Origin of the sequence: Bradyrhizobium guangxiense (genome assembly GCF_004114915.1) — a bacterium.
GTDB lineage: Bacteria > Pseudomonadota > Alphaproteobacteria > Rhizobiales > Xanthobacteraceae > Bradyrhizobium > Bradyrhizobium guangxiense.
This window is the reverse complement of the sequence record NZ_CP022219.1, coordinates 5,339,342-5,353,557: the sequence shown is the minus strand read 5'-3', so window position 1 is coordinate 5,353,557 and position 14,216 is coordinate 5,339,342. Positions and strand designations below refer to the sequence as shown.

Below are 14,216 nucleotides of genomic sequence, written 5' to 3'. Positions count from 1 at the left end.
GCGATGGCAGCCGGTCGCCACGTAGCGATCATCGGAGCCGGCGCGGTCGGGGTCATCAGCGCCATCGAGGCGCTGCGCGAGGGCCATCGGGTCACGCTGATCGATCCGGGCGAGCCCGGCGGCGAACAGGCCGCGAGCTATGGCAATGCCGGCTGGCTGTCGTCGCATTCGGTGATTCCGCCGGCCGAGCCGGGCATCTGGAAGAAGGTGCCGGGCTATCTCATGGACCCGCTCGGGCCGCTCGCGATCCGTTGGTCTTATTTTCCGAAGGCGTTGCCCTGGCTGATCAGATATCTGCTCTCGGGCTGGACCGAAGCGCGGGTCGAGACCACGGCCTTCGCGCTGCGCGACCTTTTGAAGGACGCGCCGCTGCTGCACCGGAAGCTGGCGGAAGAGGCGGGGGGCCCCGAGCTGATCGAACGCAACGGCGTGATGCACGTCTTCACCTCGCGCGGCAATTTCGACAACGATCTCGGCTGGCAGCTACGCAGGAAGGTCGGCGTCGAATGGCTGGAGCTCAGCGCCGACGAGATGCGTCAGCGCGAGCCCGACCTGCATCCGCGCTACACTTTTGGCGTGGTGGTGGAAGAAGCTGGCCGCTGCCGTGATCCCGGCGCTTATGTCGCAGCGCTCGCCAATCATGCGATTGCTGGCGGTGCCAAGCACGTGCGGGCCAAGGCGGCCGGCCTCAAGCTCAACGGCAACAAGCTCGTGGCCGTTCTCACCGACACCGGCGAGATCGCTTGCGATGCTGCCGTGATCGCGGCTGGCGCCCGCTCAAAACAGCTTACCGCCTCGATCGGCGATCCCCTGCCGCTGGAGACCGAGCGCGGCTACCACGTCATGATCGAGCACCCGGAATCGGGGCCGCGCAGCTCGATGATGGCATCCGACGCGAAGATGGTGGTGAACTGGACCAACAAGGGGCTGCGCGCCGCCGGCACCGTCGAGATCGCGGGTCTTCAAGCCGCACCGAACTGGAAACGCGCCGAGATCCTGCGTGACCACCTCATCGGCATGTTCCCGAAACTGCCGAAGGATATTCCGGCCTCGCGCATCAAGACCTGGTTCGGCCATCGGCCGAGCATGCCGGACGGACGTCCCTGCATCGGCTACGCGCGCGCCTCGCGCGACGTCGTCTATGCCTTCGGCCACGGCCATGTCGGCCTGGTCGGCTCGGCCCGAACCGGCCGCCTCGTCGCGCAGCTCGTCAGCGGCAAGGCGCCGGAGATTCCGCTTCTCCCCTTCGCGCCCGAACGTTTCCTCTGAGGTCGCAGCATGACCAGTTCAGTCAATTCGTCCCGGATCGCTCGCGGCGGCAAGGCCATCTATGGCGCGCCGCTCGGCATCTTGATGCTGGAAGCGCGCTTCCCCCGCATTCCTGGTGACATGGGCAACGGCACGACCTGGCCGTTTCCGGTGCTCTATCGTGTGGTAAGCGGGGCCTCGCCGGAGAAGGTGGTGCTGAAGGGCGCGGCCGGCCTGCTGCCCGACTTCATCGACGCCGCCAAGGATCTGGTGCGGCTCCGGGCCGAGGCCATCACCACCAATTGCGGCTTCCTGTCGCTGTTCCAGAAGGAGATCGCCGCCGCCGTTGGCGTTCCCGTTGCCACGTCATCGCTGATGCAGGTGCCATGGGTGCAGGCAACCCTGCCGCCGGGCAAGCGTGTCGGTCTCGTCACGGTGTCGGGCTCGACCTTGACGCCGGCCCATCTCGAAGGCGCCGGCGTGCCGCTCGACACGCCGCTGGTCGGCACCGAGAACGGCAAGGAGTTTTTCCGCGTCCTGATCAAGGCCGAGAAGGACGATATGGACATCGCGCTGGCTGAGCGCGACGTGGTCGAGGCCGGCAAGGAGCTCGTCGCCAAGAACCCCGACGTCGGCGCCATCGTGCTCGAATGCACCAACATGCCGCCTTATGCGGCAGCGCTTCAGGCCGAGGTCGGACTGCCGGTCTATGACATCTATTCGATGATCACCTGGTTTCACGCTGGACTACGACCGCGCGCCTTTGCATAAATGAAGCCTATGAAGAGCAACGTGGAATTGGCTTCCGACAGCATCGTCGACCGCGTCTATGAACAGCTCAAGGCGATGGCCGTGAGTTACGCGTTCAAGCCGGGTGAGCGGCTCAACGAGGGCGAGCTGGCCAAGCGCCTCGGCGTCAGCCGCACGCCGCTGCGCGAGGCGCTCAACCGCCTCAACACCGAGGGCTTCCTGCGCTTCACGCCCGGCAAAGGTTTCTTCTGCCGCGAGCTCGATGCGCACGAGATCTTCGATCTCTACGAGCTACGCAAGTCAATTGAAGTCGCCTCGATCCGCCTTGCCATCAAGCGCGCCAAGGACGAGGATATCGATGCGCTGTTGAGATTCCTCGAAGCCACCGGCCCCGACCCCGGCGAGCGCTCCTCGCTGGAGCTGGTCGAGCTCGATGAGACCTTTCACGAGCGGCTAATGGCGATGTCCGACAATGCCGAGATGCTGCGCGTGCTGCGCAACGTCAACGCCCGCATCCGCTTCGTGCGGTGGATCGACATGGACCGCGCCAACCGCTCCAATACGCAAGGCGAGCACCGCGCCGTGGTCGAAGGCCTGAAGGCGCGCGACGAGGCAACTTGCATCTCCGTGCTGGAAAAGCACATCGACCGCCGCCTCGACCGCATCACCGCCGCGATCAAGGAAGGCTACGCGCAAATCTACATGCCGGCGGCGCGGTCGTCGGCGAACTGACGCCTAACACGGCGTTCTGCTTTCAGGAGGCCCTCATATGAAGCTCAAGGACAAGGTGGCCGCTATCACCGGTGCGGCTCCCGGCATCGGCAAAGCCTGTGCGAAGAGATTTTTGGACGACGGCGTCAAGGTTGTGATCTCAGACGTCGACGCCGAGGGCTTGGCTGCGACGGCCGCCGAGCTCGGGCGGCCGGATGCTCTGCGCACCGTCGTCGGCAATGTCGCCAAACGCGCCGATGTCGACCAGCTCGTCGCCACGGCGGTGAAGGAGTTTGGCCGGCTCGACATCATGGTCAACAATGCCGGCGTCGCCCGCAATCGGGACATCCTCGAGATTTCCGAGGAGGAGTTCGACGAGATCATCGGCATCAATCTGAAAGGCGCGTTCTTCGGCGTGCAAGCCGCGGCGAAGCAGATGATCGCGCAAGGCGGCGGCGGGGTCATCATCAACATGTCCTCGGTGAACGCGCTGCTGGCGATCCCGGCGCTGGCGACCTACGCGATGTCCAAGGGCGGCATGAAGCAGCTCACCTCGGTCGCCGCCGTCGCGCTCGCCCCGCATAACATCCGCGTCGTCGCGGTCGGACCGGGCACGATCCTGACCGACATGGTGGCATCATCGATCTACACCTCCGAGGACGCCCGCAAGACCGTGATGTCGCGTACGCCCGCGGGCCGCGGCGGCGAGCCGAGCGAGGTGGCGTCCGTCGTGGCTTTCCTCGCCAGCGACGATGCGTCCTATATCACCGGGCAGACGATCTATCCGGATGGCGGACGGCTGATCCTGAACTACACGGTGCCGGTGAAGGACAAGTAAGGACGGTCACTCCGCCGCAACGGTGACGCCGTAACCCAGCCGCTTCGAAATGCTCCCCGCGCAGTCGCGCAGCGCATGCGCGATCGGGCTGTCCCAGCGCGCATCGAACGTGCCTTCCGGCCCCATCGCGGTGATGACCAGCGCGACGTGGCCGGAATGATCGAACACGGGGGCGGAGAATGCGTTGACGCCGGGCAGGGGATCGCCGAGCGCGCGGGCGAGGCCGTGCTTGCGAACCTCGGCGAGCATCTCGGCGACCTTGGCGCCTTTCACGGCCCGCTTCGGGTTGTAGCCGACGCCATGGCGGTCGAGGCCGCTCTCGAGCGCGGCGTTGATCGTCTTCTCCGGCAGGAATGCCGCGAAGGCACGCCCCGTCGCAGTCTCCAGCAGCGCCATCACCGAGCCGGCACGCATGACGATGTGGACCGGCTGGGCCGGCTCTTCGAGCTGGACCACGGTCGGGCCGTGCGTGCCCCAGACCGCGAGCGAGACCGCATGTCCGATCTGGCTCGCGAGCGCGGCGATCTTCGGCCTTGCGATGTGCACGCCGGAGAGCCGGCGCAGGCTGATCAAGCCGAGCTCCAGCGCCAGCGCGCCGATCTCGTAGCGGCCGGTAGTCTCGTCCTGCTCGATCAGCCCGATGCGGGAGAAGCTGGCGAGATAGGGATGCGCCTTGGCGGGCGTCATGCCGGCCTCGCGGGCGAGATCGCGCAGCATCATCGGCTCGCCGCTGCGGGGGAGCGCGCGGAGCAATTCTCCGCCGACCTCGATGGATTGGATGCCGCGGCTTTCTCTCTTCATACGTCTCCGATGCGCTTGAGTCCTTGTTTGAGCATGATCTCTTCGGAAAACCGCTGCACACTTTTCCGGATCATGCTCTACGCCGCGTCGCGCTTGGCGGCGCTGTCGGCGAGATGACGTCCGGCAATGTAGCCGAAGGTCAGCGCCGGCCCAAGCGTGATGCCGGCACCCGGATAATTGCCGCCCATGATGCTCGCCATGTCGTTGCCGGCGGCATAGAGACCGGGAATGACCCGTCCCTCCGCGTCGAGCGCGCGCGCGTTCGCGTCGGTGACGATGCCGGCATAGGTGCCGAGATCGCCGATCACCATCTTGATGGCATAAAACGGCCCGTTCTCGATCGGCGCGACGCAAGGGTTGGGGCCATGCAGTGCATCGCCCTGATAGCGATTGTAGGCCTTCGAGCCCTTGCCGAAAGCGGCGTCATGGCCCTGCGGCGCCGTGGCATTGAACTGCCTGACGGTCTCGACCAATGCTCCGGCATCGATGCCGGCCTTCGCCGCCAGCGCCTCCAGCGTATCGCCGCGCATGAGGTACCCGGTATCGAGGTGATGACCGAGCGGCATCGGGAAGGGCGGTACGCAGCCGAGGCCGTATTTGCGCAGCGTCTTGTGATCGCAGACGAGATAGGCGGCGATCTCCTCGCCGGGCTTGGCGGCCTTGATCATGGCCTGGACGAAGTCGTGGTAGGAATTGCCTTCATTGGCAAAGCGCTTGCCGTCGCGCATCACCGCGATCACGCCGGGTTTGGCACGGTCGATGAAATGCGGCATCACGCCCTTCGAGCCGTCCTTGCGCGTGGTCAGCGACACCGGCACCCAGGCCGCCGCGTTCGGCAGGCGATCCTCGATACGGCCGCCGGCGCCCTCCGCAAGCCGCAGGCCGTCGCCGGTGTTGCCCGTTGGGCCGGGCGAATAGTGCTCCTTGCCGGTCGGTGCGTGCGGGAACATCTTCCTGCGCCGCTCGACGTCATGCGGAAAGCCGCCGCAGGCGAGCACGACGCCCTGATGTGCTCGGACACGGACGGAGCGTCCCTCGCGCGAGACGATGGCGCCGGTCACGGTGCCGTTCTCGACCGTCAGCTCGCGCACCGGCGAGGACAGCCAGATCGGAATCTTGAGGTCGAGCGCGGACTTGGCGAGGCGCCCGGCGAGTGCATTGCCGTTCGTGAGCGTCATGCCGCGGCCGTAGCGCAGCACGTCCATGAAATGCCGTGACAGCCGCTTGGCGACATAGACCGCCGAGGTCAGCGACTTCGTCACCCGCATGAAGTGGATGATCTCCTTGCCGCTTCCCAGCATCATGCCGAACACGGTCAGCTCGGGCAGCGGCATGCCGAGTGACTTGATGAGATCGCCGAGCTCGCGGCCGTCGAACGGCCGCGTCACCATGGAGCGGCCGCCCTGCGCGCCGCCGGGGGCCTCGGCGTGATAGTCCGGAAACACCAGCGGCATGTCGAAGCGCAGCGCCGTCTTGGTGGTGAAGAAATCGACTGCCTCGGGGCCGGCCGACAAGAATGCATCGACGCGTGCCGCATCGTAATTGTTGCCGGCCTCGTGCCGCAGGTAGGTGCGGGCCTGGTCCGGCGTCTCCTCGATGCCATAGGCCTTCGCCAGCGAGGTGCCGGGAATCCAGAGCCAGCCGCCGGAGCGCGCGGTGGTGCCGCCGAAGCGCGGTTCCTTCTCGACGATCAGCACGTCGAGGCCGCGATAACGTGCGGTGATCGCGGCCGACATGCCGGAGCAACCCGATCCGGCGACGAGCACGTCGCACTCGTAAGTCTCAATTGCGCTATGCTCGCTGCCGGTCATCGTTCACCTCACTTCTTCAAGAGCGGACATTTGGATTCGGAGACCGGGCGGAAGGCGTCGTCGCCCTTCACGGTCTTGACGATATCCAGATAGTCCCACGGCTCCTTGGACTGCGCGGGCGTCTTCACCTTGGCGAGATACATGTCGCGGATGACGCGGCCGTCCTCGCGCAATTTGCCGCCATGGACGAAGATATCCTCGATCGGCAGCTCGCGCATCTTGGCAATCACCTTGGCGGCATCGTCGGTGCCGGCCGCCTTGATGGCCTTCAGGTAATGCAGCACGGAACCGTAGACGCCGGTCTGGATCATGGTCGGCATCACCTTGGTGCGCTCGTAGAATTTTTTCGACCAGGCGCGCGTCGCCTCGTCCATGTTCCAGTAGGAGGCCGTGGTCATGTAGGTGCCCTGCGCGGCCTTGAGGCCGATGGCGTGCACGTCGGTGTCGAACATCAACAGGCCGACCAGCTTCTGGCCGCCCTGGACCAGGCCGAACTCGCCCGACTGCTTGATGGCATTGTCGGTGTCCTGGCCGGCATTGGCGAAGGCGACGACGTCGGATTTCGAGCTCTGCGCCTGCAGCGCGAAGGAGGAAAAGTCCGCGGTGTTGGTCGGGTGCTTCACGCCGCCCAAGACCTTGCCGCCCATCTCGTTGATGAAGCGCGTGGCGTCCTTCTCGAGCTGCTGGCCGAAAGCGTAGTCGGCCGTGATGAAGTACCAGGACTTACCGCCTTCCTTGATGACGGCGGAGGCCGTCACCTTCGACAGCGCGTAGGTGTCGTAGGTGAAGTGCACGGTGTTGGGGCTGCAGAGCTCGTCGGTCAGCGAGCTTGCGCCGGGGCCGGAGAGCAGGGCGATCTTGTTGCGCTCGCGCACCATGTTGTGCACGGCGATCGCGATGCCGGAATTGGGGATGTCGACAACGGCGTCGACCTTGCCGTTGTCGAACCAGCCGCGCACGATCTGCACGCCGACATCGGTCTTCATCTGGTGGTCGGCGCTGATGATCTCGATCGGCTTGCCGAGCACCGTCGGCCCGAATTCCTCCACCGCCATCTTGGCCGCTTCAACGGAGCCCGGCCCGCTATTGTCCCGGCCCCAGCTCGACAGATCCGTCAGCACGCCGATCCGCACCGCGTCGTCGGAGATCTGTGCGGTGGCCGCCGTGATCATGGCAGACGAAATCATGCCGGCGAGCATGGCGCCGGCCAGAAGCCCTCTCATGGTTGTTTCCTCTCTGTTATTGGCCGCAAGGCGCGGCTGGTCGCTCGGGAGATAAATTAGATATAGGCAAATTGGTTTGTCAATAACGAATGGCGGTATTGCGGGATGACGGAGCTGGGAGCGATTGACGCCACGACGTGGCCTGTCCGCTGCCTATGGCTCCTCAAAATTTTTCCGGACCGGCCCCTTGAAAGCGTTTTCCGATTTTCTAAGTCGTTTCTCGCCGCGAGAGCGGTGTGCCGGATGCCAGATCGGGTTCGGTACGGGCGCCGGGCCGGTCTTCGGGCCCCGTCTGAGACCCAGTCCTGCGCTCCTTCGTATCCATCTTGCTCTCAGGAGGACTTGGTTATGAGGACCAGTTTCGACTTCGCGCCGCTGTGGCGCTCCACCATCGGCTTCGACCATCTGGCCGACCTCGTCGACAGCACGCTACGCCAGGCGACCGAGGACAATTACCCCCCCTACAACATCGAACGCTCCGGCGAGGACCATTACCGGATCAGCCTTGCGGTGGCGGGCTTCGGCGCCAGCGACATCACGGTGACGGCCGAACAGAACGCGCTCACGATCGAGGGCAGGAAACCCGAGACCGCCGCGCGGGAATATCTGTACCAGGGCATCGCCGCGCGACCGTTCCGCCGTGTGTTCAACCTTGCTGACTATGTCCAGGTGAAGCAGGCCTCCTTTCAGGACGGGCTCCTGATCATCGATCTCGTCCGCGAGGTTCCGGAAGCGATGAAGCCGCGCCGGATTCCGATCTCGGGCGCCGCGCCCGTGGCTTCCCAGATCGAGCAGAAGAAAGCGGCCTAAGCGCTCAAGCAAGCGAGATGGCGGAGCGCGGCGCGCCGATGCGGGCCGCGCTTCCCCGATGCATGGAGGAGAGAACCATGGGCTTTCGTGATCTCATTCCCTGGTCAGGGAAACAGGAGCTCGCGCCTACGCGCGCCGATTTCGATCCGTTCCTGACGCTTCATCGCGAGATGAACCGTCTGTTCGACGACGTCTTCCGCGGCTTCGGGCCGGCCAGCCTGTCGCCGCTGATGGAGGGCCGCTTCGGCTGGCCGAAGGTCGAGCTCAGCGAGACCGATAAGACGCTGACCGTCTCGGCCGAGCTTCCGGGCCTCACCGAGAAGGACGTCGAGCTCGAGATTGCCAACGGCGTGCTGACGCTCCGCGGCGAGAAGAAGGCGGAGCGCAACGGCGAAGGCAGGTATTTTACCGAGCGCTATTACGGCGCCTTCGAGCGGCAGATTCCGCTGGATGGCGTCGAGGAGGACAAGGTCGAGGCGTCGTTCAAGAACGGCGTTCTGACCGTGTCGCTGCCGAAATCCGAGAAGGCACGCGAAGGCGTCAAGCGCATCGCGATCAACACGCACTGACGTCAAGCGGGACGGCGGCGATCGCCGCCGCCCCGTTATCATCAAACCCGTCCCTTGGAAAGGAGCATGAGGGGAGGCACCACCAATGACCAACGTGAACACCAATGCCGGCACTCTCAACCCGCTGTTTCACCCCGCTGCCCATTACGATTCCCCCACCGATGTCCTGAATGCTGCGGAACTCTCGACACCGGAGAAGCGCATCATCCTGTCGTCCTGGGCGTCCGACATGTATGCGGTTGAATCCTGTCCTAGCTTACGCGAGATTCCCGGGATGAGCCGCACGGTCCGGCTCGCAGACATCCTGGCCGCGCTGCGCAAGCTCGACGGTGACAACGACAATGACGACCCGCCGCGTGGCGGCGGGGTGCCGATGCGGCTGCGGCGGCCCTGGGCCGCCGCCGAGGGGCGAAGCGCATGATGCTCACGCAGACCGTTCTGGGGCTGGTGCTGCTCGGCCAGGTTTCGGCAGTCTTCGCCGTTCCGGTTCTGGCCATGCAAGGCTGGATCGTCGCGCCGCGCGACGGTGCGTGAAACTACCCGGTTCTCCGATATCCATACGAGGCGGCAGGAAGAAAGATGAACGCTGTGCGTCTGCTCTTGCTGGCGATGCTGGTGCTGGCGCTCGCGGCGTCACGGCCCGCTGCCGGCCAAATCCCCGATCTGAAGACGGGCGGCTCGGTGCCGACCCTGGCGCCGCTGGTGCGCCGGGTAACACCCGCCGTGGTCAACATTTCCGTGCACGGTCGCGTGCGCGAGGACAACCCGCTCTACCGCGACCCGCTGTTCCGCGAGTTCTTCGACGTTCCCCGGCAGATCGAAAAGGAGGTCAACGCGACCGGCTCCGGCGTGATCGTCGATGCCGAGCGCGGTTACGTGCTGACCAACAACCATGTGGTCGAAGGCACCTCCACGGTTCAGATCACGACCAAGGACGGCCGGCAGTTTTCCGCCAAGGTGGTCGGGCGCGATCCGCCGACCGACGTAGCCGTGCTCCAGATCCAAAATCCCGCCGGCCTCAAGGCGCTCCCCTTCGGCGACAGCGATGCGCTCGACGTCGGCGATTTCGTGCTTGCGATCGGCAATCCCTTCGGCCTCGGCCAGACCGTGACCTCAGGCCTGGTCAGTGCGTTGGGGCGGACCGGGCTCGGCAAGCAGGGCTATGAGGATTTCATCCAGACCGATGCTGCGATCAATCCCGGCAATTCCGGCGGCGCGCTGGTGAGCCTGCGCGGCGAGCTGGTCGGCATCAACTCGGCCATCATCTCACCTGCCGGCGGCAATGTGGGCATCGGCTTCGCGATTCCGGTCAACATGGCGCGCAAGGTGATGGAGCAGATCATCGCGAGCGGCCGCGTCGAACGCGGTCGCATCGGCGTTTCGCTGAAGGAGTTGCATCCATCGATCAACAAGGGGCTGACTCAGGGCGCCGTCATCGCGGAGATCGCGGCGAATTCGCCGGCGGAACAGGCAGGGCTCCGCAAGGGCGATATCATCACGCAGGCCGACGACCGCCCGATCCGCACCGCGGCCCAGCTGCGCAACACGATCGGCCTCGCGCGCATCGGCGAGGCGGTGAAGCTCACCTTGCTGCGCAACGGCGCCCCGCTCACGACCGTGGTGAGAGTCGCGCCCGCGCCGGAAGCAAGCAGTGCCGTCGCCGGGGGCAATCGGTTTGTCCGCTAGCCGTTTCGCAGCACGAGGTCATCCCGCTCGTCGCGCTGATCCATGTTGCTGGCACACCGAATATCGATTATCAGCCGGATCGGCGCGCATGACGCTGCCCAAGCAAAGATAAAGGGAGCACCGGAGATGACCTCACCCACGCGACGTGATCTGCTCGCAGCCGCTGCGGCGGCCGGCGCCGTTTCAATGACCGAGGTCGCACCGGCCGCAGCGCAGGCTGGACCCAAACCGCTGTTTCCGGTGCCGATGGTCACGATTCCAATCGTCGGCGAGGCCCAGGTGTTCCAGGTCCGGCGCATCTACTGCATCGGGCGCAACTACGCGGCACACGCAATCGAGCGCGGCTCCGATCCGAACCGCGAGCCGCCGTTCTTTTTCCAGAAGCCGACCGACGCGATCCAGAACGTCGCGATCGGCGAGGTCGCCGAGCATCCCTATCCGTCACTGACCAAGAACTATCATCACGAGGTCGAGCTGGTCGCCGCGCTGAAGTCCGGCGGCACCAATATCCCGGTCGATAAGGCGCTCGACCACGTCTATGGCTACGCGCTCGGCCTCGACATGACGCGGCGCGATCTCCAGAACGGCATGGCCGCGGAGAAGAAGCCCTGGGAGATCGGCAAGAGTTTTGACCATGCCGCGGTGCTCGGCCCGATTCATCCGGCCAGCAAGACCGGCCATTTCGAGAAGGGGACGATCTCGCTGGCGGTCAACGGCACCGTCAAGCAGAACTCGGATCTCAGCAAGATGATCTGGAGCGTGGCCGAGCAGATCGCAAAACTATCGGAGGCGTTCGAGTTGAAGGCCGGCGACATCATTTATTCCGGCACGCCGGAGAATGTCGGTCCGGTGGTGAAGGGCGACGTGTTGCTGTGCAAGCTCGAGGGCCTGCCGGACATGTCGATCAAGATCGTGTAGCTGGCACGCCGCCGCAACCGCCGGTAGGCGTCGGAAGGCTTGCGACAGGAGAGTTCCACCTGCCGATTGCCATTTGTTGGCCGGCAAGCGAACCTCGTGCGGCCATATTTGAGAACGAGTGATTTCCCGTGAGGGAGGCGCTCTGATGACCAAGGCTCTGATAACGGCTGTCGCAATGCTGGCTTGTGTGCCCGTGAGCGCGGTTGCGCAGGAGCGCGCGGGCGATGCAGCGCTCGGCGCGGTATCTGGCGCGGTCGTGCTCGGTCCGGTGGGTGCGGTGGCCGGAGCCTTGATCGGTTACACCGCCGGACCTTCGATCGCCCGCTCGTGGGGCATGAGAGGTTCGCAGTCGGCAACGCACCGGCCGCCGCCGCGCCGCGCGGCCGCGACCAGGAGCCCGACGCGCACGCGCCAGGCCATGTATGCCAACGGCCAGATGAGAGCTGCCGGCAATCCGAGCCCACCGGTTCAAGCCGCGCCTGCCGTGCCGGCGCAGAGCGCGCCGCCGCCTGTTCAGGGCTTTGACTAGAGCATTTTCGGTTCTGATTGAATCAGAACCGAAGCTCTAGATTCTTGTTTTGACGCGTTTTCTTCACGCAAACCGGTGTCCACTTCGCTCGAAAACGCTGTAAGGTCGCGGCGTCACGCCGACGCCTTCGGTCGCAGCCGCTCGACCGTTCGCGCAATCAGCGCCGCGACGTCCGCGACCTTCGGGCCGATGCGGAACTCGGGGCCGGCAACGACGACCGAGAGGCGGCGGTCGCCGATCGGCAAGGGGATCGCAGCGCCGGCAAGGTCGCGGCTGTAGTCGCCAAAGCTCTGGCAATAGCCGCGCGCGATCGAGTTGCGCAGCTCGGTCTCCACCGCCTCGATGCTGATCGGTGTCGACGGGCCGTATTGCTTGAACTCGATCTTGCGATAGACGGAGTCGCGCTCCTCTTGAGAATATTGCAGCAGCAGCGCGCGGCCGCTGGCGGTCGCGTGGATCGGCACGCGGTGGCCGACGGTCGCGAAATAGCGGATCGCGGCCGCGGATTCGACGACGTCGATGAACACGGCCATCACGCCGGCCGGCGCCACGATCGAGGCCGTCTCGCCGGTCTCGGCGGAGAGATCGCTGATCAGCTGATGCGTCCACGACGGCAGCGGCTCGACTTCCGAGATCATCCGCGCCATGGCGAGCCAGCGCGGCGTCGGATAGAAGCCGGCGCGCGGCCGTGGCTCATAGAGATAACCCTTCTCCGACAGCGTCGCGAGCAGGTTGAACGTTGAGGAGCGCGGCCAGCCGAAATGATCGGCGATCTCCGCAAGCGTCGCGGGCTTCCTCGCTTGCGCGAAGAACTCCATGATCTCCAGGACGTTTGCGGCTTGGCGAACGATCATGGCGGGCCTTGCGTCCTGTTTCCTAAAGCTTGATCCGGAAAAGTGCGAAGCGGTTTTCCTGAAAGATCATGCGCAAACAACAAACTAAAGCGCGATGACGATTCATCTAGATCTCATCGCGCTTTAGGGCTGGCCGAGGATCTTCTTCGCGGCGCGAAGGTGCGGCTTTTCGATCATCTGGCCGTCGAGCCGCAGTGTGCCGGAATTGGGATTGCTCGCGAACGCCGCGATCACCTTCTCCGCCCAGCTCCGTTCGGCGTCCGTCGGCTCGAACGCGGCGTTGACGATGTCGACATGCTTGGGATGGATCAGCGCCTTGGCGGAAAAGCCGTCGCGGCGCGCGGCGCGCGTCTCCTGCTCGAGGCCGGCGAGATTGTCGATGTCGGTGTAGACCGTGTCGATCGGGGCGACCTCGGCCGCGGCCGCCGCCATCAGGCAGAGATCGCGCGCGAGGCGGTAGGGGCTGTGGAATACGCCGCCGGACGCCTTTTCGGTGGCGCCGAGCGAGGCGGAGAGATCTTCAGCGCCCCACATCAGGCCGGCAAGGCGAGGGGAGCAGCCTTTGTAGCTGCCGAGGCCGAAGATCGAGTCCGCGGTTTCCGTCGCCACGCAGACGATGCGGGTCGTGCCGATCGCGATGCCGGCCGCGGCTTCCAAGGCTTCGAGCCAGGTCGCGACCTGACGCACGTCGTCGCCACCTCCGGATTTTGGCAGCACGATGCCGTCGGGCTTGCCGGGCAGCACGGCAGCGAGATCGGCCAGCGTCATGCCGGTGTCGAGCGCGTTGACGCGAACATAGAGCTGATGCGGGCCGGGGCGGCTCTTCAGCATCGAGAGCGTGAGCCCGCGCGCCTCCGCCTTCTTCTCGGTGACGACGGAATCCTCGAGGTCGATGATCAGCGCGTCGGCCTTGCCTTCGCTCGCCTTCTCGAATTTGCGCGGGGAATCGCCCGGCACGAACAGCATCGAACGCATCAGACCGGCCTCTTGTGCATCATCGCCATGCGGCGGCATTTGCCGACGATCTCGTCGTTCTGATTCAAGGCATGGTGCTCGAACTCGACGATGCCCGCCCTCGGGCGCGATTTGGATTCCCTCAACGAAAGCACCTTCGTCGTCGCCCGCAAGGTATCGCCATGGAAGACCGGCTTTGGAAATGTGACGTCGGTCATGCCGAGATTGGCGACGGTTGTGCCCAAGGTCGTATCATAGACCGTCATGCCGATCATGATGCCGAGGGTGTAAAGGCTGTTGAAAATGCGCTGGCCGAACTCGGTCTTTTCGGAGAAATGCGCGTCGATGTGCAGCGGCTGCGGATTGAGGGTCAGCAGGCTGAACATGGTGTTGTCCATCTCCGTGACCGTCCGGGTCAGCGGATGCCTGAACTCTTGGCCCACGGAAAAGTCTTCGAAATAAAGTCCGGCCATCGCGGTTTCCTCCCTTTGTCTCGTGCGATTTGACCAGCGCC

General features: G+C 65.0%; 15 protein-coding genes and 1 pseudogene. 10 read left to right on the top strand and 6 right to left on the bottom strand.

Annotated features, from left to right (window positions below):
• The first annotated feature begins 3 nt into the window (after positions 1 to 3).
• Genes X268_RS25575 through X268_RS25560 form a run of 4 tightly spaced genes read left to right on the top strand, consistent with a single transcriptional unit; the run spans position 4 to position 3,547 of the window.
• On the top strand, positions 4 to 1,269 hold the full coding sequence (locus tag X268_RS25575; RefSeq protein ID WP_128927495.1) for an NAD(P)/FAD-dependent oxidoreductase: 1,266 nt from the start codon (positions 4 to 6) through the stop codon (positions 1,267 to 1,269).
• 9 nt (positions 1,270 to 1,278) lie between these two features.
• Positions 1,279 to 2,019, top strand: coding sequence for an aspartate/glutamate racemase family protein (locus X268_RS25570; protein WP_128927494.1), 741 nt, complete (start codon positions 1,279 to 1,281; stop codon positions 2,017 to 2,019).
• 21 nt (positions 2,020 to 2,040) lie between these two features.
• The gene (locus X268_RS25565) at positions 2,041 to 2,730 is read left to right on the top strand and encodes a GntR family transcriptional regulator (RefSeq protein WP_245477652.1); all 690 of its coding nucleotides are present in this window, start codon (positions 2,041 to 2,043) and stop codon (positions 2,728 to 2,730) included.
• A gap of 37 nt (positions 2,731 to 2,767) precedes the next feature.
• Positions 2,768 to 3,547, top strand: coding sequence for an SDR family NAD(P)-dependent oxidoreductase (locus X268_RS25560; RefSeq protein ID WP_128927492.1), 780 nt, complete (start codon positions 2,768 to 2,770; stop codon positions 3,545 to 3,547).
• A 6-nt stretch (positions 3,548 to 3,553) separates the two neighbouring features.
• Here X268_RS25560 and X268_RS25555 read toward each other — a convergent pair whose 3' ends face one another.
• The 3 genes from X268_RS25555 to X268_RS25545 form a co-directional block, all read right to left on the bottom strand.
• Complete coding sequence (locus X268_RS25555) at positions 3,554 to 4,348, bottom strand: IclR family transcriptional regulator (protein ID WP_128927491.1); 795 nt, start codon at positions 4,346 to 4,348, stop codon at positions 3,554 to 3,556.
• Between the two features lie 77 nt (positions 4,349 to 4,425).
• Positions 4,426 to 6,159, bottom strand: coding sequence for an FAD-dependent oxidoreductase (locus X268_RS25550; protein ID WP_128927490.1), 1,734 nt, complete (start codon positions 6,157 to 6,159; stop codon positions 4,426 to 4,428).
• 8 nt (positions 6,160 to 6,167) lie between these two features.
• Positions 6,168 to 7,382, bottom strand: coding sequence for an ABC transporter substrate-binding protein (locus X268_RS25545; protein WP_128927489.1), 1,215 nt, complete (start codon positions 7,380 to 7,382; stop codon positions 6,168 to 6,170).
• Positions 7,383 to 7,730: 348 nt separating this feature from the next.
• Between X268_RS25545 and X268_RS25540 the strand changes: the two genes are divergently transcribed.
• The 6 genes from X268_RS25540 to X268_RS25515 all read left to right on the top strand — a co-directional run bounded on the left by X268_RS25540 (position 7,731) and on the right by X268_RS25515 (position 11,894).
• Positions 7,731 to 8,192: an Hsp20 family protein gene (locus X268_RS25540; RefSeq protein WP_128927488.1), complete on the top strand. Its 462-nt coding sequence runs from the start codon at positions 7,731 to 7,733 to the stop codon at positions 8,190 to 8,192.
• 77 nt (positions 8,193 to 8,269) lie between these two features.
• Positions 8,270 to 8,761 (top strand): Hsp20/alpha crystallin family protein, encoded by a 492-nt coding sequence (locus tag X268_RS25535; protein ID WP_128927487.1) that lies wholly within the window; start codon positions 8,270 to 8,272, stop codon positions 8,759 to 8,761.
• A gap of 85 nt (positions 8,762 to 8,846) precedes the next feature.
• Positions 8,847 to 9,182: a hypothetical protein gene (locus tag X268_RS25530; protein WP_128927486.1), complete on the top strand. Its 336-nt coding sequence runs from the start codon at positions 8,847 to 8,849 to the stop codon at positions 9,180 to 9,182.
• A 158-nt stretch (positions 9,183 to 9,340) separates the two neighbouring features.
• Positions 9,341 to 10,447, top strand: coding sequence for a trypsin-like peptidase domain-containing protein (locus X268_RS25525; RefSeq protein WP_128927485.1), 1,107 nt, complete (start codon positions 9,341 to 9,343; stop codon positions 10,445 to 10,447).
• A 126-nt stretch (positions 10,448 to 10,573) separates the two neighbouring features.
• Complete coding sequence (locus X268_RS25520; protein ID WP_128927484.1) at positions 10,574 to 11,365, top strand: fumarylacetoacetate hydrolase family protein; 792 nt, start codon at positions 10,574 to 10,576, stop codon at positions 11,363 to 11,365.
• 145 nt (positions 11,366 to 11,510) lie between these two features.
• Positions 11,511 to 11,894: a hypothetical protein gene (locus tag X268_RS25515; RefSeq protein WP_128927483.1), complete on the top strand. Its 384-nt coding sequence runs from the start codon at positions 11,511 to 11,513 to the stop codon at positions 11,892 to 11,894.
• Positions 11,895 to 12,007: 113 nt separating this feature from the next.
• On the opposite strand, the gene X268_RS25510 is transcribed toward X268_RS25515, so the two are convergent.
• The 3 genes and pseudogenes from X268_RS25510 to X268_RS25500 form a co-directional block, all read right to left on the bottom strand.
• Positions 12,008 to 12,748: an IclR family transcriptional regulator gene (locus X268_RS25510; RefSeq protein WP_128927482.1), complete on the bottom strand. Its 741-nt coding sequence runs from the start codon at positions 12,746 to 12,748 to the stop codon at positions 12,008 to 12,010.
• Between the two features lie 123 nt (positions 12,749 to 12,871).
• Positions 12,872 to 13,723 carry an HpcH/HpaI aldolase/citrate lyase family protein gene (locus X268_RS25505; protein WP_164937934.1) on the bottom strand — a complete coding sequence of 284 codons (852 nt, stop codon included), beginning with the start codon at positions 13,721 to 13,723 and terminating at the stop codon, positions 12,872 to 12,874.
• Positions 13,723 to 14,193, bottom strand: a pseudogene (locus X268_RS25500) (MaoC family dehydratase); the annotation flags it as partial. The pseudogene X268_RS25500 and the gene X268_RS25505, both read right to left, overlap by 1 nt.
• Positions 14,194 to 14,216: the final 23 nt, after the last annotated feature.

What these genes read in the sequence shown, in the direction of transcription:
- X268_RS25575 (WP_128927495.1), top strand. Translation starts at nt 4, where the DNA reads ATGGCAGCCGGTCGCCACGTAGCGATCATCGGAGCCGGCGCGGTCGGG.
- X268_RS25570 (WP_128927494.1), top strand. Translation starts at nt 1,279, where the DNA reads ATGACCAGTTCAGTCAATTCGTCCCGGATCGCTCGCGGCGGCAAGGCC.
- X268_RS25560 (WP_128927492.1), top strand. Translation starts at nt 2,768, where the DNA reads ATGAAGCTCAAGGACAAGGTGGCCGCTATCACCGGTGCGGCTCCCGGC.
- X268_RS25555 (WP_128927491.1), bottom strand. Translation starts at nt 4,348, where the DNA reads ATGAAGAGAGAAAGCCGCGGCATCCAATCCATCGAGGTCGGCGGAGAA.
- X268_RS25550 (WP_128927490.1), bottom strand. Translation starts at nt 6,159, where the DNA reads ATGACCGGCAGCGAGCATAGCGCAATTGAGACTTACGAGTGCGACGTG.
- X268_RS25545 (WP_128927489.1), bottom strand. Translation starts at nt 7,382, where the DNA reads ATGAGAGGGCTTCTGGCCGGCGCCATGCTCGCCGGCATGATTTCGTCT.
- X268_RS25540 (WP_128927488.1), top strand. Translation starts at nt 7,731, where the DNA reads ATGAGGACCAGTTTCGACTTCGCGCCGCTGTGGCGCTCCACCATCGGC.
- X268_RS25535 (WP_128927487.1), top strand. Translation starts at nt 8,270, where the DNA reads ATGGGCTTTCGTGATCTCATTCCCTGGTCAGGGAAACAGGAGCTCGCG.
- X268_RS25530 (WP_128927486.1), top strand. Translation starts at nt 8,847, where the DNA reads ATGACCAACGTGAACACCAATGCCGGCACTCTCAACCCGCTGTTTCAC.
- X268_RS25525 (WP_128927485.1), top strand. Translation starts at nt 9,341, where the DNA reads ATGAACGCTGTGCGTCTGCTCTTGCTGGCGATGCTGGTGCTGGCGCTC.
- X268_RS25520 (WP_128927484.1), top strand. Translation starts at nt 10,574, where the DNA reads ATGACCTCACCCACGCGACGTGATCTGCTCGCAGCCGCTGCGGCGGCC.
- X268_RS25515 (WP_128927483.1), top strand. Translation starts at nt 11,511, where the DNA reads ATGACCAAGGCTCTGATAACGGCTGTCGCAATGCTGGCTTGTGTGCCC.
- X268_RS25510 (WP_128927482.1), bottom strand. Translation starts at nt 12,748, where the DNA reads ATGATCGTTCGCCAAGCCGCAAACGTCCTGGAGATCATGGAGTTCTTC.
- X268_RS25505 (WP_164937934.1), bottom strand. Translation starts at nt 13,723, where the DNA reads ATGCGTTCGATGCTGTTCGTGCCGGGCGATTCCCCGCGCAAATTCGAG.